General features: G+C 73.2%; 15 protein-coding genes and 2 riboswitches. Of the genes, 9 read left to right on the top strand and 6 right to left on the bottom strand.

The genetic code is table 11. The annotated features are described in order from the left end of the window. Positions 1 to 6 precede the first annotated feature (6 nt). Complete coding sequence (locus JOD49_RS08980; protein WP_239526158.1) at positions 7 to 1,263, bottom strand: O-succinylhomoserine sulfhydrylase; 1,257 nt, start codon at positions 1,261 to 1,263, stop codon at positions 7 to 9. Positions 1,264 to 1,286: 23 nt separating this feature from the next. Further along, on the bottom strand, positions 1,287 to 1,751 hold the full coding sequence (locus JOD49_RS08975; protein WP_205306887.1) for a rhodanese-like domain-containing protein: 465 nt from the start codon (positions 1,749 to 1,751) through the stop codon (positions 1,287 to 1,289). Positions 1,752 to 1,757: 6 nt separating this feature from the next. After that, positions 1,758 to 1,850, bottom strand: a riboswitch (SAM riboswitch). A gap of 73 nt (positions 1,851 to 1,923) precedes the next feature. On the opposite strand from JOD49_RS08975, the gene JOD49_RS08970 reads away from it, so the two are divergent. The 3 genes from JOD49_RS08970 to JOD49_RS08960 all read left to right on the top strand — a co-directional run bounded on the left by JOD49_RS08970 (position 1,924) and on the right by JOD49_RS08960 (position 5,351). Next, complete coding sequence (locus tag JOD49_RS08970; protein ID WP_205306886.1) at positions 1,924 to 2,793, top strand: phosphotransferase enzyme family protein; 870 nt, start codon at positions 1,924 to 1,926, stop codon at positions 2,791 to 2,793. Between the two features lie 104 nt (positions 2,794 to 2,897). Further along, positions 2,898 to 3,012: riboswitch (SAM riboswitch) on the top strand. 41 nt (positions 3,013 to 3,053) lie between these two features. Beyond that, the gene (locus JOD49_RS08965; protein WP_205306885.1) at positions 3,054 to 4,454 is read left to right on the top strand and encodes an aminotransferase class V-fold PLP-dependent enzyme; all 1,401 of its coding nucleotides are present in this window, start codon (positions 3,054 to 3,056) and stop codon (positions 4,452 to 4,454) included. Between the two features lie 81 nt (positions 4,455 to 4,535). Further along, the gene (locus JOD49_RS08960; protein WP_307822460.1) at positions 4,536 to 5,351 is read left to right on the top strand and encodes a GNAT family N-acetyltransferase; all 816 of its coding nucleotides are present in this window, start codon (positions 4,536 to 4,538) and stop codon (positions 5,349 to 5,351) included. 84 nt (positions 5,352 to 5,435) lie between these two features. Here the strand turns inward: JOD49_RS08960 and JOD49_RS08955 are convergent, their stop codons facing one another. Next, positions 5,436 to 5,612: a CsbD family protein gene (locus JOD49_RS08955; protein ID WP_205306883.1), complete on the bottom strand. Its 177-nt coding sequence runs from the start codon at positions 5,610 to 5,612 to the stop codon at positions 5,436 to 5,438. A gap of 124 nt (positions 5,613 to 5,736) precedes the next feature. On the opposite strand from JOD49_RS08955, the gene JOD49_RS08950 reads away from it, so the two are divergent. The 4 genes from JOD49_RS08950 to JOD49_RS08935 all read left to right on the top strand — a co-directional run bounded on the left by JOD49_RS08950 (position 5,737) and on the right by JOD49_RS08935 (position 10,824). After that, complete coding sequence (locus tag JOD49_RS08950) at positions 5,737 to 6,342, top strand: GNAT family N-acetyltransferase (protein ID WP_205306882.1); 606 nt, start codon at positions 5,737 to 5,739, stop codon at positions 6,340 to 6,342. A gap of 180 nt (positions 6,343 to 6,522) precedes the next feature. Continuing rightward, positions 6,523 to 8,016, top strand: a complete 1,494-nt coding sequence (locus JOD49_RS08945) for a peptide MFS transporter (RefSeq protein ID WP_205306881.1) — start codon at positions 6,523 to 6,525, stop codon at positions 8,014 to 8,016. Between the two features lie 88 nt (positions 8,017 to 8,104). Next, complete coding sequence (locus tag JOD49_RS08940) at positions 8,105 to 10,285, top strand: CocE/NonD family hydrolase (RefSeq protein ID WP_205306880.1); 2,181 nt, start codon at positions 8,105 to 8,107, stop codon at positions 10,283 to 10,285. 92 nt (positions 10,286 to 10,377) lie between these two features. After that, on the top strand, positions 10,378 to 10,824 hold the full coding sequence (locus tag JOD49_RS08935) for a hypothetical protein (protein ID WP_205306879.1): 447 nt from the start codon (positions 10,378 to 10,380) through the stop codon (positions 10,822 to 10,824). Between the two features lie 98 nt (positions 10,825 to 10,922). On the opposite strand, the gene JOD49_RS08930 is transcribed toward JOD49_RS08935, so the two are convergent. Genes JOD49_RS08930 through JOD49_RS08920 form a run of 3 tightly spaced genes read right to left on the bottom strand, consistent with a single transcriptional unit; the run spans position 10,923 to position 14,706 of the window. After that, complete coding sequence (locus tag JOD49_RS08930) at positions 10,923 to 11,891, bottom strand: MaoC/PaaZ C-terminal domain-containing protein (RefSeq protein WP_205306878.1); 969 nt, start codon at positions 11,889 to 11,891, stop codon at positions 10,923 to 10,925. Continuing rightward, positions 11,888 to 13,240, bottom strand: coding sequence for a 3-oxoacyl-ACP reductase (locus JOD49_RS08925; protein ID WP_205306877.1), 1,353 nt, complete (start codon positions 13,238 to 13,240; stop codon positions 11,888 to 11,890). Before JOD49_RS08925 ends, JOD49_RS08930 begins: the two co-directional genes overlap by 4 nt. Before the next feature lie 11 nt (positions 13,241 to 13,251). After that, the gene (locus JOD49_RS08920) at positions 13,252 to 14,706 is read right to left on the bottom strand and encodes an acetyl-CoA C-acetyltransferase (RefSeq protein ID WP_205306876.1); all 1,455 of its coding nucleotides are present in this window, start codon (positions 14,704 to 14,706) and stop codon (positions 13,252 to 13,254) included. Between the two features lie 323 nt (positions 14,707 to 15,029). On the opposite strand from JOD49_RS08920, the gene JOD49_RS08915 reads away from it, so the two are divergent. Both JOD49_RS08915 and JOD49_RS08910 read left to right on the top strand, forming a co-directional pair. After that, positions 15,030 to 15,716, top strand: coding sequence for a TetR/AcrR family transcriptional regulator (locus JOD49_RS08915; protein ID WP_307822459.1), 687 nt, complete (start codon positions 15,030 to 15,032; stop codon positions 15,714 to 15,716). Positions 15,717 to 15,754: 38 nt separating this feature from the next. Continuing rightward, a complete protein-coding gene (locus tag JOD49_RS08910; RefSeq protein ID WP_205306874.1) occupies positions 15,755 to 17,938 on the top strand; it encodes an acyl-CoA dehydrogenase family protein in 2,184 nt (727 codons plus the stop codon). The last annotated feature ends 265 nt before the right edge of the window (positions 17,939 to 18,203 follow it).

Here is an 18,203-nt window from a genome sequence, read left to right as displayed (position 1 = left end):
GGACGGTCAGTGGCGCAGCGCCTGCTCGACGTCCTCGATGAGGTCGAGCGGGTCCTCGAGGCCGATCGACAGGCGCACGGTCGTCTCCGCGATCCCGACGGCGGCACGCCCGTCCGGACCCAGCTTGCGGTGCGTCGTGGTCGCCGGGTGCGTGATGAGCGACTTGGCGTCGCCCAGGTTGTTCGAGATGTCCACGACCCGCAGGGCGTCGAGGAACTGGAACGTGCGCTTCTTGAGAAGCTCGGGGTCGGTGCGCGGGTCGTCGGCGCCCGGCACGTCGAGGTTGAACGTCACGACCGTCCCGCCACCGCTCTGCTGGGCCTTGGCGAGCTCGACCTGCGGGTGCGAGGCCAGGAACGGGTAGCGCACGGCCGTGACGCCGGGCAGGTCCTCGAGGGCGGTCGCGACCTGGAGGGCCGAGGCGTTCTGCGCCTTGACGCGCACCGAGAGGGTCTCGAGCCCCTTGACCAGGACCCACGCGTTGAACGCGCTGAGCGACGGGCCGGTGTTGCGGATGAAGGTCTGGACCGGTCCCTTGACGTACTCCTCGGAACCCAGGATCGCGCCGCCGAGCACGCGCCCCTGCCCGTCGATGTGCTTGGTCGCCGAGTACACGACGACGTCGGCGCCGAGCTCGAGCGGCTTCTGCAGCACGGGGGTCGCGAACACGTTGTCGAGCACGACGACCGCGCCTGCGGCGTGCGCGAGGTCGCTCACGCGGCGCACGTCGATCACGTCCTGCATGGGGTTGGACGGGGTCTCGAAGAAGACGACGTCCGCAGGGGTCGACAGCGCCTCCTCCCACTGCGACAGCACGTGGCCGTCGACGTAGTCGGTGCGCACGCCCCACTTGGCGAAGATCTCGTCGAAGATGACGAGCGACGAGCCGAAGAGCGCGCGGGCGGCGACGATGCGCGACCCGGCGCCGACCAGCGCCGCGAGCGAGGTGAAGACCGCCGACATGCCGGACGCCGTGGCGTAGCAGGCCTCGGCGCCCTCGATGAGGCGCAGCCGCTCCTCGAACGTGTGCACGGTCGGGTTGCCGTAGCGCGAGTAGATGAAGCGGTCGACCTCGCCCGTGAACGCGGCCTCCGCCTCCGCGGCGCTCCCGTAGACGTAGCCCTGCGTGAGGAAGAGCGCCTCGCTCGTCTCCTCGAAGTTGGAGCGGGCGTGGCCGCCGCGCACCGCGAGCGTGTCGGGACGGGCCGAGCGGGGCAGCGGGCCGCGGCCCGAGCCGCCAGGGACGCCGGCAGGGATGCGCAGGACGCCGTCCCCGTGCGCGGCGCTCACGACTGCTTCCAGGGGAGACCGGCTGCGCGCCAGCCGTCCGACCCGCGGTGGCCGGCGCCGTCGAGCGCTCCCTCGAAGCCCTCGAGGACGTTGTACGCGGGACCCAGCCCCGCGGCGGTGGCAGCCTTGGCGGCGCCGATCGAGCGGGCTCCCGAGCGGCACAGGAAGACGACCGGACGCTCAGGGCTCACCCCGGCCGCGGTGAGCTCCGCGACGAACGCCGGGTTGGGGCGGCCCGTGACGTCGACCCACTGGGCCAGGACGGGCTCGCGGCCGGTCGAGGCCAGGTCGGGGACCCCGACGAAGCGCCACTCGGCGTCGGTGCGCACGTCCACGAGGACGACGCTCGGGTCGCCCTGGAGAAGGGTCCACGCCTGCTGGGGCGTGATGTCGCCGGCGTAGCCGTCGGCGGGCCGGGCGTCGGGGACCGGGGCAGCGGTCGCGCGGTCAGGGACACTCATGGTGATCCTCCATCGGTCGTGGCGGTAGCACCCTCGCCCGTTGCCGGGGGGTTGCTGCGGCGTCATCGTGCCAAGTCACTCAGCCGCTCTGGATGGTTGCGTCGGATCGTACGCCACCGTGCCCACAAGATGGAACGGTCGTCTCGCAGGGTGGTCGGGTAGGTTCCTGCGCATGAGCCATCTCCCCGAACCGGACCGCGAGGTAGAGGACTCCCGTCGAGACGGAGGACCAGGGGCCTCTACCTCGACGCAAGCCCTCTACCCCGAGGCGCCCGACCAGGCCGAGGAGCCCCTGGCCGGGGGGAACTCGACGACGGTCGTGCGGCGCGGCGACACCGTCCGCCGGACCGCAGGTCCCTGGACGCCCACGATCCAGGCGCTCCTGCGGCACCTGCGAGCACAGGGCGTCACCGGGGTGCCCGAGCCGCTCGGGACGGACGAGCAGGGGCGCGAGGTGCTGTCCTTCCTCCCCGGTGACGTCGCGCACTACCCGCTGCCCGAGTGGGTCTGGGACGAGTCGGTGCTCCGGGACGCGGGCGCGCTGCTGCGGCGCGTGCACGACGCGAGCGTCGGGTTCCTCGACACACGCACCGCGGCGCCCGTCTGGCAGACCGCACCGCACGAGCCCGCCGAGGTCGTGTGCCACAACGACGTCGCCCCGTACAACATGGTCTTCCGCGACGGAACCCTCGTGGGGCTCATCGACTTCGACACCGCGAGCCCCGGCCCCCGGATCTGGGACCTGGCCTACCTCGGCTACCGGCTCGCGCCCCTCGTGGCGGACGCAGGGGACTCGGAGGGGAGCGACGTCGTCGGGCGGCTGGACTCGTTGGCACGACTCGACGTGCTGGTCGCCGCCTACGGGATGCCGTACTCGCGACGTGAGGTCCTGACCACCGTGGTCGCGCGGCTCCACGAGCTCGCGGCGTTCACGGACGAGCGGGCGTCCGTGACCGGACGCGACGACTTCCGGGAGCACGCCGCCATGTACCGGGCCGATGCGCGTTACATCGCGGCGCTCGCAGCGACCGCGCGCACCTGACCTCCTGACCTACCCGCGCTGCTGAGAGACCGCCGTGCCCATCATCCGAGACGCCGTGCCCACCGGTTGACATGCTCCGGGCGCCTCGACCATCCTGGACACCAGGTCATGAGTGCCAGCGCAAAGCCCCGGTTTGCTGGCCGGCAACCCTCCTCCGCGGTGGGGTGCCCCGGGTGACGACCAGGTCCCTCTCTACCTGGAGGGGGGCAAGCGCGGAGGGGCCGGCAGGGCGAACTCCGACGACCACCGGAGGACGTGCCATGAGCGCACACGCAGTCATCGAAGCCCCCATCTCGTGTGCCGTGCTGCCCGTCGTGGGCAGCGACACCCTGGTCCCCCTCGTCGACGGGCGCAGCGTCCCGTACGCGAACCTCGACGTCGCGGCCTCGGCCCCGGCGCTCCAGGTCGTGGCCGACCGGGTCAACGAGGTCCTGCCGCTGTACGCGAGCGTGCACCGCGGCGCGGGCTACCTCTCCCAGGTGTCGACGGCCCTCTACGAGGCCGCTCGCCAGACGATCGGCGCGTTCGTCGGCGCGCGCGAGGACGACGTCACGATCGTCACGCGCAACACCACGGACTCGCTCAACCTCCTCGCGGGCTGCGTCCCGGCCCAGGCCGACGGCTCGCCGGGCCGCGTGCTCGTCCTCGACGTCGAGCACCACGCGAACCTCCTGCCCTGGCAGCGCACGGGGGGCGCCACGGTCCTGGTCGGCGGTGCGACGGTCGCCGAGACCCTGTCCGGGCTGCGTGCCGAGCTGTCGCGCTTCCCGTACGCGCTCGTCGCGATCACGGGGGCCTCGAACGTCACGGGCGAGTCGCTGCCGCTCGCCGAGGTCGTGGCCGCGGCGCACGACGCCGGTGCGCGCGTCCTGCTCGACGGCGCCCAGCTCGTCCCGCACCGCGGCGTCTCGCTCGCCGCGAGCGACGTGGACTACGTCGCCTTCTCGGGGCACAAGACCTACGCGCCGTTCGGTGCGGGCGCTCTCGTGGGGCGCCGCGACTGGCTCGACTCCGGCACGCCCTACCTCGCCGGTGGCGGCGCGGTGCGCAACGTGACGCTCGACGGCACCACGTGGCAGAGCGCCCCGGCGCGGCACGAGGCCGGGTCGCCCAACGTGATCGGCGCGGTCGCGCTCGCCTCGGCGTGCGACGCGCTCGCGGCGCTCGAGCCCGGCGAGCTCGTCGCGCACGAGACCGAGCTGCGGGCCCGGCTCGTCGCGGGGCTCGAGGCGATCGACGGCGTGCGCGTCGTCCGCGCCTGGGCCGACGCCGTGGATCCTGTGGGGGTCGTGACCTTCTCGGTCGACGGCTCCGACGCGGGGCTCGTCGCGGCCTACCTGTCGGCCGAGCATGGCATCGGCGTGCGCGACGGCCGCTTCTGCGCGCACCCGCTCCTGGCCCGGCTGGGCTTCCCGGCCGGGGCGATCAGGGCGTCGATCGGGGTCGGCACGACGGGCGAGGAGATCGAGCGTCTCGTCACCGCGCTGCGCACCTGGGTGAGCGAGGGGGCCACGGCCCGGTACGAGGTCGTGGACGGCTGCTGGGTCGTGAGCGACGACCCGCGTCCGCTCCTGCAGGTCGCGGGCCTCTCGGGCCTGTTCGCGACGGCCGCGGCGGGCAACATCACGGCCGCCGTCGGCTGCGGACCCGCCCCCGCCTGAGTAGCCTCTGACCTGCGCAGACGCTGCCCGAACCCCAACGTTCACCAGCGCGTCACCCGCCCGTTCACAGTCGACCGCTCCGTGGTCTTGGCGGCGACGCCTGCGTGTGTTCTGATATGCGCTGTGCAGCACGATGTCCACCTAGAAGGCCACGGGTTCCGCCTCGAACCCCTGGCTGTCGCGCACGCCGGTGCGCTGGCCCAGATCGTCGATCCGTCGATGTGGGCAGGCATGAGTACGACCCTCCCCGAGGGGGAGGTCGGGATGGTGAACTTCATCGAGGACACCCGCGCCACCCGCGCCCTGACGGCCTTCGCGGTCGTCGACGCGGGCTCGGGTCTCGTGGTGGGGAGCACCGCTTTCCGTGACCTGTCGCTCGACGACAGGCGCGTGGAGATCGGGCGGACCTTCTACGCCCGCTCCACGTGGGGGAGCCTCGTCAACCCGGTCTCGAAATGGTTGCTGCTCCGACATGCGTTCGAGTCGTGGGACGTGCACCGCGTGGGGTTCCGGGTCGACGCGCGCAACGCGCGCTCGCTCGCCGCGATGCGTCGCCTCGGCGCGTACGAGGAGGGTGTCATGCGCGGCCATCGCACGGCTCCCGACGGGACGCGCGCGGACTCGGTGTGCTTCTCGATCCTGGCGCACGAGTGGGCGGGCGTCGAGCTCGGCCTGCTCGCGCGGATCACGAGCCCGCGCATCGTGCCCGTGATCGGTCTGGTCGAGCCCGCGGGGCCGCCCGCGGTCGGCGTGCCCGTGGGCCCGCCGTTCCTCACCGTGGTGCCACCGGTCGGTGAGGAGTCGTTCGCGGGGACCCTCGGCTTCGAGGCCACGGGTGCCGCCGGTCCGGCCGACCTCACCGCGGTCGCCGACCTGCCCCCGGTCATCGCGCTCTGACCTGCCCGCTCGTCGTCCACCCCGTCCACAGCACCGCCCCGGGACCCTGCAGGGTCCCGGGGCGGTCTTCGTCTGCGGGCGGACTCAGTCCTTCTTGAAGGCGTCCTTGACGTCGTCGCCGGCCTGCTTGACGTTGGCCTTCGCCTGGTCGGCGTGGCCCTCGGCCTCGAGGCGCTCGTTACCGGTCGCCTTGCCGGCACCTTCCTTGACCTTGCCCTTGGCCTCCTCGGCCGCGTGCTTCGCCTTGTCTCCCAGTCCCATGGGGGTTCCTCCCTCGGTGTTGGTGGGTGCTACCTGTCGACCGTAGGCAGGGCTCCCGGTGACTCGCATCTCGGAGGACGGGCGGTCCACGAGACCTTCACAACTGGTCGGGCAGGATGCCCGCATGGAGAACGACGTCGTCCTGGAAGGGTTCGGGCTGCGGCTCGAGCCGCTCGCCGAGGAGCACGCGCAGGCGCTCGGCGCGTTCGTCGACGACGCCCTGTGGGCGGGGATGTCGTCGCCCACGCCGCGCGGTACGCCCGCGATGTCCGCCTACGTGGGCGAGGCGGTGGCGGCGCCGGGGCGCCTGGCGTGGGCCGTCGTCGGGCCGGCTGCTCCCGGCGAGGGGCCCGACGGCGCCACGTCCGTCCGCGGCAGCACCTCGCTCTACGAGTGGTCGCCCGCGCAGCGGCGCGTCGAGCTGGGCTCGACCTTCTACGACCGGCCGTGGTGGGGCGGCGTGACCAACCCGGTGTGCAAGTACCTGCTGCTGCGGCACGCGTTCGAGGTGCTCGACGTCGAGCGCGTGGCGCTGCGTGCCGACGCGCGCAACGCGCGCTCGATCGCCGCGATCCAGCGGCTCGGTGCGGTGCCCGAGGGGGTGCTGCGCAGCCACCGGGTCGCGCCCGACGGCTCGCGCGGGGACACCGCCTACTTCTCGGTCCTGTCCGACGAGTGGCTGACCGTGCGGGACGGCCTGCTGACCCGGATCGCGGACCTGACGCGCTGACCCCGAGAACCCGGCGGTGTCGAACCCGGGGCTGGTCCGGCGACGTGGCCAGGTCGCCTGACCGACCTCGGGCTCGACATCCACGGGCCGGCGTCCCTGTGGCCACGTGACCCGATCCTCCTTAGGTTGGAAGGATGCCTGCGCGGACCTGCGACGGGCCGACCGATCGCTGGAGGGTTGTTGACGACCGAGGACGCACGACCGGCAGACCCCGCGGCAGACCCGGACGACCGGGCCTTCTTCGGGCACCCCCGAGGTCTGTCGACCCTGTTCGGCCTCGAGGTCTGGGAGCGGTTCTCCTTCCTCGGGATGCAGGCGATCCTCGTCCTGTTCTTCACCGCGTCGGTCGCCGACGACGGGCTCGGGATGGCGGCGGGCCCCGCGGCCTCGATCGCGGCCGGCTACGGGACCATGGTCTACCTGGTCTCGGTCGGCGGCGGGTGGATCGCTGACCGGGTCCTGGGCTCGTACCGCGCGGTCCTGTGGGGCGGGATCCTCATCGCGTGCGGGCACTACACCATGGCGGTCCCCGCCGAGCTCTCGACCTGGCTCGGGCTGGTCCTCATCAGCCTGGGCACGGGCCTGCTCAAGCCCAACGTGTCGACCCTCGTGGGCAAGCTCTACTCGACCACCGACGAGCGCCGCGACGCCGGGTTCGCGCTCTACTACATGGGCATCAACGTCGGGGCGTTCTTCGGTCCCCTCGTGACGGGCTGGCTCGGCGCCGACGTGGGGTGGCACTGGGGGTTCTCGGCCGCCGCGATCGGCATGACCGCGGGAGTGGTCCAGTACGTCGTGGGCCGCAAGCACGTCCCCGGGCACGGGCGCGGCCCCGAGGCGCCGCTGCCGCCGGCCGTGATGCGCCGGACCCTGTGGATCCTGGGAGGGGTCGCGGCCGGGGTGGTGCTCCTCGCCGTCGGGCTCGCGCTCGTGGGGCGGCTCAGCATCGCGGGCGTCGTCGACGTGCTGACGGTGATCGCGATGGCCGCGCCCATCGCCTACTTCACGGTCATGTTCCGCAGCCCTCGGGTCACGGGTGAGGAGCGCGGTCGGCTGCGACCGTTCCTCGTGCTGTGGTTCGCGTCGGTCGCGTTCAACTTCGTGCTCTTCCAGGCGTACAGCGTCCTGATCCTGCTGGCCGACCAGCACGTCGAGCGCACGATCTTCGGGTGGGAGGCACCGGCCGCCTGGTTCAGCTCGTTCCTCGGCGGCGTCGAGGTGCTCGTCGCGCCCGTGGTCGCGGCCCTGTGGACCTGGCTCGGCCCCCGGCAGCCGCACGCGTCCAAGAAGATCGCGATCGGCGCGCTCCTCGGCGGGCTGTCCTACCTGATCCTCGTGCCCGCGGTGACGGGGCAGAGCGGCGACTGGAAGATCGCCGTGTGGTGGCTCCTGGCCTCGCTCCTCCTGCTGGGCCTCGGTGACGTGCTGCTCCAGACGACGGGCCTGTCCGCGACGACCAAGCTCGCCCCCGCGGCCTTCTCGAGCCAGTCGATGGCCGTGTGGTTCCTGTCGATCGCGCTCGCGAACGGTATCCAGGCGCAGACCGTCCGGTTCTACGGCGAGATCCCCGACGGCCTCTACTTCACGCTCAACGGGGCCGTGGCCGTGCTCGTCGCGGTCGTCGTCCTGATCCTCTCGCCCTGGATGAAGCGGACCATGCATCCCGTCCACTGAGGGGCGCGACCCGCGCCACCGGCGTCGCCGGACGACCACCACCCGACCGATCGCACCACCCGCACCACCCAGCACCGGAGGAACGACCATGCGGTACGTGACCGAGCTCCCGTTCGAGACCACGGTCGAGGACCACTGGATACCCCTCGCCGACGGCACGCGCCTCGCCGCGCGCGTGTGGCGACCCGTCGACCCCGCGCCGGTCCCCGCGATCCTGGAGTACCTGCCCTACCGGCTGTCCGACTGGACCGCCCCGCGCGACGCGCAGCGCCACCCGTACTACGCGGGCCACGGGTACGCGTCGGTGCGCGTCGACCTCCGCGGCAGCGGGAACTCGGACGGCCACCAGGACGACGAGTACTCGCCGACCGAGCTCGCCGACGGTGTCGCGGTCGTCGAGTGGCTCGCGGCGCAGGAGTGGTGCAGCGGCAGGGTCGGGATGTTCGGCATCTCGTGGGGCGGGTTCAACGCCCTGCAGGTCGCGGCCCTCGCGCCCGAGGCGCTGCGCGCGATCGTCACGGTCTGCTCGACCGACGACCGGTACGACAACGACGTGCACTACACGGGCGGATCGGTCCTCGCCGTCGACATGCACGCGTGGGCCGCGACCATGCTCGCGTTCTGCTCCCGGCCCCCGGACCCGGCCGTCGTGGGCGACCGGTGGAAGGAGCAGTGGCTCGACCGCCTCGAGCACACCGAGCCGTTCGTCCACACCTGGCTCGACCACCAGACGCGCGACGACTACTGGCGCCACGGCAGCGTGATCGAGGACTACTCGGCGATCAAGGCCGCGGTGCTCGCGGTCGGCGGGTGGAACGACCCCTACCGCGACACGGTCCTGCGGCTCGTCGCCGCGGGGGACCAGGCGGCCGACGGCGACCGTGCTCTGGGTGGTCCGGTCCGGGGCATCGTCGGTCCCTGGTCGCACCAGTACCCCGACCGGGGCCTGCCGCCCGGCCCCTCGATCGGCTTCCTGCAGGAGACCCTGCGCTGGTGGGACCACTTCCTCAAGGACGAGGACACGGGCGCGCTCGACGAACCGGCGCTGCGCGCCTGGGTCACCGAGTCCGTGCCGCCCGCCACGGTCTACGACGAGCTGCCCGGCCGCTGGGTCGGGGAGGAGCGGTGGCCGTCTCCGCACGTCCGGCCGACGGTCCTCCCGCTCGCGGGAGCGCCGGGTGGAACGGACGACACCGACACCGACGACGCAGCGGTCGCCCCCGTGCTGCGCACGACCGCCCCGCTCGTCACGCACCTGCCCGCCCACCCGGGCCCAGCGAGCGGTGGGCCGGCCGCCCCCGCGGACGTGCCGCCGTCGTGCCTCGTGGCCTCTCCCCAGCACACCGGGATCGACGCGGGCCGCTTCTTCCCGTTCGGCAACGACGCGGACCTGCCGCCCGACCAGCGCGAGGAGGACGGGCGGTCCGTGTGCTTCGACTCGGCCCCGCTCACCCAGCGGCTCGAGATCCTGGGGCGAGCACGGGTCCGCCTGCGCCTGTCGTGCGCGGGCGACAAGGGCCAGGTCGTGGCGCGGCTGTGCGACGTGGGTCCTGACGGCTCCTCGACGCTCGTGACCCGTGGCGTGGTCAACCTGTCGGCCCGCGAGGGACGCGACCGCGTGGTCCCCTGGGAACCCGGCACGACGCACGACGTGACGTTCGAGCTCAGCGGCGTGGGGTACGCGCTCGCGCCGGGGCACCGGCTCCGGCTCGCGCTCTCGTCGGCCTACTGGCCGTGGGTGTGGCCGCAGCCGGGCGGTGCGGCGCTCGCGGTCGCGCCCGCGGGCAGCTCGCTCGAGCTTCCCGTGCACGACGGCGCAGCTCCCGGCGGGCACCCGGTCGTCACCTTCGAGGAGCCCGAGCAGGCGCCCCCGCTCGGTGTCGTCTACCCGGAGGCCGCGGACCAGCGGCCCGAGCGGCGCGTCGTGCGCGACGTCGCGGCCGACGAGTGGCTCCTGGAGGTCGACCCGAGGTACGGCGGGACGCGCATCTACCCCGACGGCCTCGAGTTCACCGAGGACGCGCTCGAGCGCTACTGGATCGGGCGCGACCCGCTGAGCGCGCGCACGCGCTCCGACTGGAGCGTGCGGCTGCGTCGGCCCGGGGCGACGCCGGCCGACCTCGCGTGGGACGCGAGCATCGTGACGCGCTCGGAGATCACGTGCGACGCCGAGTTCTTCCACACCGACGACGAGGTCGTGGCGCGCGACGGCGAGGACGTGGTGTTCGAACGTCGGTGGCGGCGCAGCATCCGCCGCACGGCAGGCTGACCACGGGCACCTTGGCGGCGAGATGCCCGAGGCACTAGGTTCATCGTCGCCGACCCCGACGTGGGGGTCGCCGGACGAGAGCAGGACCCGCCGTGTACGACTACCCGCCCACCCAGGACGCACCCGTCAAGCGCATCATCCCGGACGACTTCCGCAAGGCCGCCACGTCGCTCAGGACCTTGGGATGGCTAGGGATCGTCGGCGGTGTGCTGAGCGTGCTGCTGCTGTTCTCCCTGCTCGGTGACTCGCCGGACGCGATGCTCCTCCTCGCGGTCTCGATCGGAGTCGTGACCGTCGGTCTCGCCTTCTCGGCGGTGTACCTCGTCCTGGCGCCCAAGGTGGCCGCAGGCAGCGCGACGGCGCGGACGGTCGCGCTCTGGGTCGCCGGGATCGGCATCGGGTTGCGCGTCCTGGGGATGTTCGACGGGAGCTTCGCGCTCCTGCCGTTCCTGGTCGACGTCCTGGTCCTCGGGCTGGGGATCAAGGTGCTCGTGCAGCTCTGCTCGGCCGACGTGCGGTCGTTCCTCGCGGGACGCTGAGGCGTTCGTCGCCGAGAAGTGAGTAGATGCCCCTGATCCGACCCGATCAGGGGCATCTACTCACTTCTCGGCGTCGGCGTCGGCGGCGTCAGCCAGACTCAGCGCGGCGTGACCGTCCCGCTGAAGTGCCGCTTGCCGCTCTTCCCGTGCCACCCCACGTACGTGAACCCGCCCGGGTGGGCGCCGTCGTCGGGCGTGCGGGTGATCGCGACCTGGACCGTGCCCGGGATCAGGACCGGCTTCTCGAACTCGACCGTCCAGTCGTAGACGTCGCCGCGCGCGGCGCCGACCTCGGCCAGCGCGCGGGCCGCCGTGTACATGCCGTGCGCGATGGTCCGCGGGAAGCCGAACGCCTTGGCGCCCAGGGGCGAGGTGTGGATGGGGTTGCGGTCGCCGGAGACCGCACCGTAGGCGCGCCCGGTCCCGCCGCCGAGCTCCCAGCGCGCGGTCGGGAGCGGTGGCACGAAGTCCTCGCGGGGGGCCTCGTCGGTCCGCTGGGCGGGTGCCCCCTGCGCCGGCGGCAGCCGGAACCCCTTGGCCAGGTACGTCGAGACGCCGCGGTACGCGAGCTCGCCGCCCGTGCTCACCTCGGTCACGAGGTCCACCTGGACCCCGCGCCGGTGCGCGCGCAGGTTCTGGGCCGTGGCCCGTACCTCGAGCACGTCGCCGACCCGCACGGGCCGGTGCACCGAGACCGCGTTCGACACGTGCACCAGGCCGAGCAGCGGCAGCGGGAAGTCGCGGCGGACCATGAGCGCGGTCGCGAGCGGGAACGCGAGCACGTGCAGGTAGCCCGCGGGCAGGGTGTCGTCGACGCGCTCGCCGACCAGCCGCTGGTACGCGGTCAGGTGCTCGGTCACGCCTGCGGTCGGGACGTCGGCGACGCGGTAGACGACGTCCGGCAGGACGACGTCGCGCGGCCCGGGCAGGACGCGCCCCACGGGGGAGCGCGTCACGGCGATCCGGCCCGACGACGCCACGCCCCTCGCGTAGAGGCCGCCGAGCCCCGGCAGCGCGGGGAGCGTGACGAGACGCGGGTTGGTGCCCTCGTGCGCGGCGGCCGTCACGCGCCCACCAGGCTCTGGCCGCACACGCGCAGCACCTGGCCGTTGACGCCGGCCGCGGCGGGGGACGCGAGGAACGAGATCGCCTCGGCGACGTCGATCGGCTGGCCGCCCTGCTGGAGCGAGGAGACGCGGCGGGCCATCTCGCGCTGGACGAGCGGGATGGACGCCGTCATGTCGGTCTCGATGAACCCCGGCGCGACCGCGTTGGCCGACCCGCCCAGCGGGGCCAGGAGGCGGGCGGTCGCGCGCGTGTGCCCGATGACCCCGGCCTTGGAGGCGCCGTAGTTCGTCTGGCCGCGGTTGCCCGCGATGCCGCTCGTCGAGGCGAGCGAGACGATGTGCGGGGCCTCGGAGAAGCCGTTCGCGCCCAGCAGGTACTCGTTGATCCGCAGCTGCGAGAGCAGGTTGACCGCGATCACGGCGTCCCACTTGTCGGGGGACATGTTGGCGAGGAGCTTGTCACGCAGGATCCCGGCGTTGTGGACCAGGATGTGCAGGCCGCCGTGGCGGGTCCGGGCGTGCTCGAGGATGCGGGCTCCTGCGTCCTCGGCCGTCACGTCGAGCTGCAGGGCCGTGCCCTTGATCTCGTTGGCGACCTTCGCGAGGGACTCGCCCGCGGCGGGGACGTCGACCACGACGACCGTCGCGCCGTCGCGTGCGAGCGTGCGGGCGATGGCCGCGCCGATCCCCCGCGCGGCCCCCGTCACGACCGCGACGCGGCCAGCGAGGGGACGGTCCCAGTCGGTCGTGGTCTCGGTCGCCGCCGGGCCCACGTGCAGGAGCTGCCCGTCGACGAACGCCGAGCTGCCCGAGAGGAAGAACCGCAGCGTGGCCAGGGCCGACGTGGAGTCGGGAGCCGCGCCCTGCGTGAGCTGGACGCCGTTGGCCGTGGCGCCTGCGCGCAGCTCCTTGGCGAGCGAGCGCAGGAACCCGTCGACGCCCTGGCGGGTCGCCGCGAGCAGCGGGGTGTCGTCGTCGGCCGGCGCGCGCGAGATCGTCACGACGCGCCCGCCCGGCGCGAGGCGGCGCAGGTTCGCGCCGAGCTCGAGCACGGGGGCCGAGAAGTCCGCCGGGCTGGTGGCGCCCGTCAGGACGACCACGATCGCGCCCCAGCGGGTCTCCCCGTCGCCGGCGTTCTGCCGGACGTCGAGGTCCCACCCGAGCAGGGCCTGCGCGACGGCGTTCGTGTCCTGGGCCGAGCCGGGCTCGCCGATCACGAGCACCGGGCCCGGTACGAGCGGGTCGCCCGGGCGGTAGCGGCGCAGGACCGCGGGCCGGGGCAGACCGAGCTTCTTCGCGAGGGTCTTGGTGAAGCCGGAGTTCACGGCGGACAGGTACTTGTCGGTCATGGTGGGCTCCCTCAGCTCTCGGTGGTGGTCGTGGCCGGGCTCGCGGCGCTCTCGAGGATCGCGGCGAGGCCCAGGCCGCCGGCCGCGCAGATCGAGATGAGCGCACGGGCCGGGCGGCCCGTCTCGCGCGCCTTGTCGGCCACGAGCTTCGCAGCCGTCGCGACGATGCGCCCGCCGGTCGCGGCGAACGGGTGCCCCGCGGCGAGCGACGAGCCGTGGACGTTCAGACGAGAGCGGTCGATCGACCCGAACGCGCCGTCGAGGCCGAGCTCGGTGCGGCAGTAGTCGTCGTCCTCCCACGCGGCGAGCGTCGTCAGGACGGTCGAGGCGAAGGCCTCGTGGATCTCGTAGAAGTCGAAGTCCTCGAGCGCCAGGCCGTTGCGGGCGAGCAGGCGGGGGACCGCGTGCGCCGGAGCCATGAGCAGACCCTCGTGGCCGTGCACGAAGTCGACCGCGGCGGACTCCGCGTCGACCACGCGGGCGAGGACGGGCAGGTCGTGCTCGGCGGCCCACTCGCGCGAGCCGAGCAGGACCACCGAGGCGCCGTCGGTCAGGGGGGTCGAGTTGCCGGCGGTCATGGTAGGCAGGGCGGGGCCTGCCGCCGCCGCCCCGTGCGTGGGCGCGCTCGGCGTGAGGTGCTTGCCGAAGACGGGCTTGAGCGACGCGAGCTTCTCGGCCGACGAGTCGGCGCGCATGTTCTGGTCCTGCGTGAGGCCGCGGAACGGCGTCACGAGGTCGTCGAAGAACCCTGCCTTCCACGCGGCGGCGAGGTTCAGGTGGCTGTTCAGGGCGACCTCGTCCTGCGCTTCGCGGGCGATGCCCCAGGCCGCTGTCGTGATCGCCTGGTGCTCGCCCATCGACAGCCCCGTGCGGGGCTCGCCCGTGCTGGGCGTCGACGGCGCCAGGTCACCCGGGCGCACGGCGGCGAAGGCCTTGAGGCGAGCGCCCAGGGTCTTGGCGTGGCTGGCCTTGAGGAGCGCCTTGCGCAGCCCTTCGCTCACGGCGATGGGCGCGTCGGACACGGTGTCGGAGCCGCCCGCGACGCCCGACTCGATCTGGCCGAGCCGGATCTTGTTGGACACGGTCACCACGGCCTCGAGGCCTGTCGCGCACGCCTGCTGGAGGTCGAACGCGGGGGTCTGCGGCGAGAGCGACGAGCCGAGGACGGACTCGCGGACCAGGTTGAAGTCGCGCGAGTGCTTGAGCACCGCGCCGCCGACGACCTCGCCCAGCCGCTCGCCCTGGAGCCCGTAGCGCGCGACGAGCCCTTCGAGGGCGGCCGTGAACATGTCCTGGTTGCTGGCGCCCGTGTACTTCCCGCCCGCGCGGGCGAACGGGATGCGGTTGCCGCCCAGGACGTAGGCGTCGCGGAGGGCGGGAGTGCGCCCGGGCTGCTCGACGGTCTGCGCGTCCGGCCGCTCGTCGGTTCCGGGGGTGGTGGTCTGGGGTGTCTTCGGGGTGGCCACTTCGCCTGCTCTCTCTCGCGTCGTTGCTGAGGGTGGGGACCGCGGGCGCGATCCACGCGGTGTCCAAGACCCACAGTACCTGATACTCTCAGTACCGTGAGGTGGGTCACACCCCTCGCTCCCTGCGCCCCGGCGGTCCCCGCCTCGAGGGGGCGCCGCCCGGCCGGCCACTCGCGGACCGCCGGACGGACGACCAGGGACGACACCGACGTCGGGCACCACTGGAGGACTGCGTGATCAACGGCGACACGAACGGACGAGCCGGGAGACCCCGCACTGCCGTGCTCTCTCGCGACCCCGGACGCACCGCACCCCCCGCCCCCGTGACCGACGGACGCTCGACCCGCTGGGACGACCACCGCGCCCTCCGTCGCGCCGAGCTCGTGCACGCGGCCCGCAAGGCCGTCCACAAGGGCGGCCCCGGAGTGTCCATGGACGAGATCGCGGCGGCCTCCGGCACGTCCAAGTCGATCATCTACCGCTACTTCGAGGACAAGACGGGGCTGCAGATCGCGATCGGCGCCTCGGTCGTCGGGCAGATGCACGACGCGCTGACCCAGGCCGCGGAGTCCGCCGAGACCCCGCGCCGCGCGCTGCGCGCCATGGTCGGTGTCTACCTCGAGATGATCGCGAGCTCGCCCAACGTCTACTACTTCGTGACCCGCACGGGCGCGATCGCGGGCACCGACGGCACGGCCCGCACCGCCTCCGCGCCCCTCGCGGCGTTCCTCGACTCCGTGACCCAGCTCGTCGCCCAGCCCTTCACGCGCGCGACCGACGTGAGCCCCGCCGACGCCGCCGCGTGGGCCGCGGGCGCCGTCGGGTTCGTGCGCGGCGCCGGCGAGTGGTGGCTCGGCAACCACGACGGCCCCGACGCGCCCGACCGCGACGAGCTCACCGAGCGCGTCGCCGCCTGGCTGTGGGGCGGCCCCGTCGGGGTCATGGCCCGCAGCCGGGGCGCGGCGACGGCCTCGGACGACACCGCCACCCCCTCGACCGACGACCTCTGAACCTCTCTCATGGCTACCACCGGCACACAGGAGTCCCGATGACCACCACCTCAGACCGCACCACCGCCCGCGACACCCGCGGCGACGGCGCAGCCACCTCCACGTCGATCCCCGCCGCAGGCGTCACACCCCCGATGCCCGCGGACGAGGTCCGCATCGACGTGGCCGACCTCTCCCACCAGCTCCTGGGCCGCTGGGCGGACCTGCGCGCCAAGGCTCGCGCGACCGCGGGCGAGGAACGCTTCCACCGCATCGAGGGACTCTCGCTCACCGAGCACCGCGAGCGCGTCATGGACCAGGTCAAGGCGCTCGTCGAGATCGGGCAGGTGCACCGCGGGTTCCCCACGCGGCTCGGCGGGCAGGACGACGCGGGCGGCAACCTCGCCGGGTTCGAGGAGCTCGTCGCCGCCGACCCCTCGCTCCAGATCAAGGCGGGCGTCCAGTGGGGGCTGTTCGCGTCGGCGATCCTGCACCTCGGCACGCCCGAGCAGCAGGACCGCCTGCTGCCGGGCGCGATGGACGCCTCCGTCCCCGGCGCGTTCGCCATGACCGAGACGGGCCACGGCTCGGACGTCGCCTCGATCGCGACGACCGCGACCTACGACGTCGCGACGCAGGAGTTCGTCGTCCACACCCCGTTCCGCGGGGCGTGGAAGGACTACCTCGGCAACGCGGCCGTCAACGGGACCGCGGCGGTCATCTTCGCGCAGCTCGTGACGAACGGCGTCAACCACGGCGTCCACGCGTTCTACGCGCCCATCCGGGAGACCGCTGCTGACGGAGGGGCCGGTGCTTTTCTGCCCGGCGTCGGCGGGGAGGACGACGGGCTCAAGGGCGGGCTCAACGGCATCGACAACGGCCGCCTGCACTTCACGCACGTGCGCGTCCCGCGCGAGAACCTCCTGGCCCGCTACGGCCAGGTCGCCGAGGACGGCACGTACACCTCGCCGATCGACAGCCCCGGGCGCCGCTTCTTCACGATGCTCGGCTCGCTCGTCCAGGGGCGCGTATCGCTCGACGGCGCCGCGATCACCGCGTCGAAGCTGGGCCTCGCCACGGCCGTCACCTACGGCAACCAGCGCCGCCAGTTCAACGGCGCCTCGGCCGTCGAGGAGGTCGTGATCCTCGACTACGGCACGCACCAGCGCCGCCTGATCCCGCGCATCGCGCAGACGTACGCGATGCACTTCGCGCACGACCGCCTGCTCGACCTGTTCGACACCGTGTTCTCGGGCGAGAACGACACCCCCGAGTCGCGCGAGGACCTCGAGACCATGGCGGCCTCGCTCAAGCCGATGAGCACGTGGTTCGCGCTCGACACGCTCCAGGAGGCACGCGAGGCCTGCGGCGGCGCCGGGTTCCTCACCGAGAACCGGCTCACGAGCCTGCGCGCCGACCTGGACGTGTACGTGACGTTCGAGGGCGACAACACGGTCCTGCTCCAGCTCGTCGCCAAGCGGCTCCTGGCCGACTACGGCAAGGAGTTCAAGGACATCACGCCCGGGCAGATGGCCCGGTTCGTCGTCGAGCAGGCAGCAAGCGCCGCACTGCACCGCACGCCGCTCAAGCGCGCCGCGCAGACCCTCGCGGACGTGGGCGACCCGCGCCGCGCCGTCGGGCACCTCAAGGACGTCGGCAACCAGCGCGACCTGCTGACCGACCGCGTCGAGACCATGGTCGCCGAGGTCGCCGCGGCCCTGCGCCCGGCGCAGAAGGCCACTCCCGAGAAGGCCGCCGAGCTCTTCAACGCGCACCAGCACGAGCTCATCGAGATGGCCAGGGCGCACGCCGACCTGCTGCACTGGGAGGCGTTCACGCAGGCCCTCGACACGATCGAGGACGCGGGCACGCGACAGGTCCTCACGTGGGTGCGCGACCTGTTCGGGCTCACGACCATCGAGCGCAACCTCGCGTGGTACCTCATCAACGGGCGCCTGTCGGCGCAGCGCGCGCGCACCGTCAGCGGGTACGTGGACCGCCTCGTCGCCCGCCTGCGCCCGCACGCGCAGGACCTCGTCGACGCCTGGGGCTACGGCCCCGAGCACCTGCGCGCCAAGATCGCGTCGGGCGCCGAGCAGGTCCGTCAGGACGAGGCCCGCGAGTACTACCGGCAGCTGCGCGCGAGCGGCGACGAGCCCGTGAGCGAGAAGTCGATCAAGGCCCGCGAGAAGGCCGCGGCGAAGGCGGCGGCCCGCGGCGGTTCGAAGATCGCGAGGCGCTGACGCCGTCTCGGTGCCGTCTCGGCGCCGAGCATGCGGTTGGCGTCGGAATCGCGGTGATTCCGGACGACAACCGCATGGTCAAGCAACGACAACCGCATGTTCGGCCCGGCTACGGGCGCACGAACGACCTCGGACCGACGGCGGAGCGGTACCGCCACCGAGGGAACCCGGGACCCGCCCGCCCGACCTGACGACCACCAGCCGTCAGGTCGGGCCGGCGGGTCCTGTCGTACGTCCGGGCGCTCGGCCCGTCCCGTCGCACCGG

The sequence above is a fragment of the Oerskovia jenensis genome (assembly GCF_016907235.1).
GTDB lineage: Bacteria > Actinomycetota > Actinomycetes > Actinomycetales > Cellulomonadaceae > Oerskovia > Oerskovia jenensis.
This window is presented reverse-complemented; position numbering and strand designations above follow the sequence as displayed.

What these genes read in the sequence shown, in the direction of transcription:
- JOD49_RS08950 (WP_205306882.1), top strand. Translation starts at nt 5,737, where the DNA reads ATGGAGAACGACGTCGTCCTGGAAGGGTTCGGGCTGCGGCTCGAGCCG.
- JOD49_RS08925 (WP_205306877.1), bottom strand. Translation starts at nt 13,240, where the DNA reads ATGACCGACAAGTACCTGTCCGCCGTGAACTCCGGCTTCACCAAGACC.
- JOD49_RS08965 (WP_205306885.1), top strand. Translation starts at nt 3,054, where the DNA reads ATGAGCGCACACGCAGTCATCGAAGCCCCCATCTCGTGTGCCGTGCTG.
- JOD49_RS08910 (WP_205306874.1), top strand. Translation starts at nt 15,755, where the DNA reads ATGACCACCACCTCAGACCGCACCACCGCCCGCGACACCCGCGGCGAC.
- JOD49_RS08940 (WP_205306880.1), top strand. Translation starts at nt 8,105, where the DNA reads ATGCGGTACGTGACCGAGCTCCCGTTCGAGACCACGGTCGAGGACCAC.
- JOD49_RS08970 (WP_205306886.1), top strand. Translation starts at nt 1,924, where the DNA reads ATGAGCCATCTCCCCGAACCGGACCGCGAGGTAGAGGACTCCCGTCGA.
- JOD49_RS08975 (WP_205306887.1), bottom strand. Translation starts at nt 1,751, where the DNA reads ATGAGTGTCCCTGACCGCGCGACCGCTGCCCCGGTCCCCGACGCCCGG.
- JOD49_RS08955 (WP_205306883.1), bottom strand. Translation starts at nt 5,612, where the DNA reads ATGGGACTGGGAGACAAGGCGAAGCACGCGGCCGAGGAGGCCAAGGGC.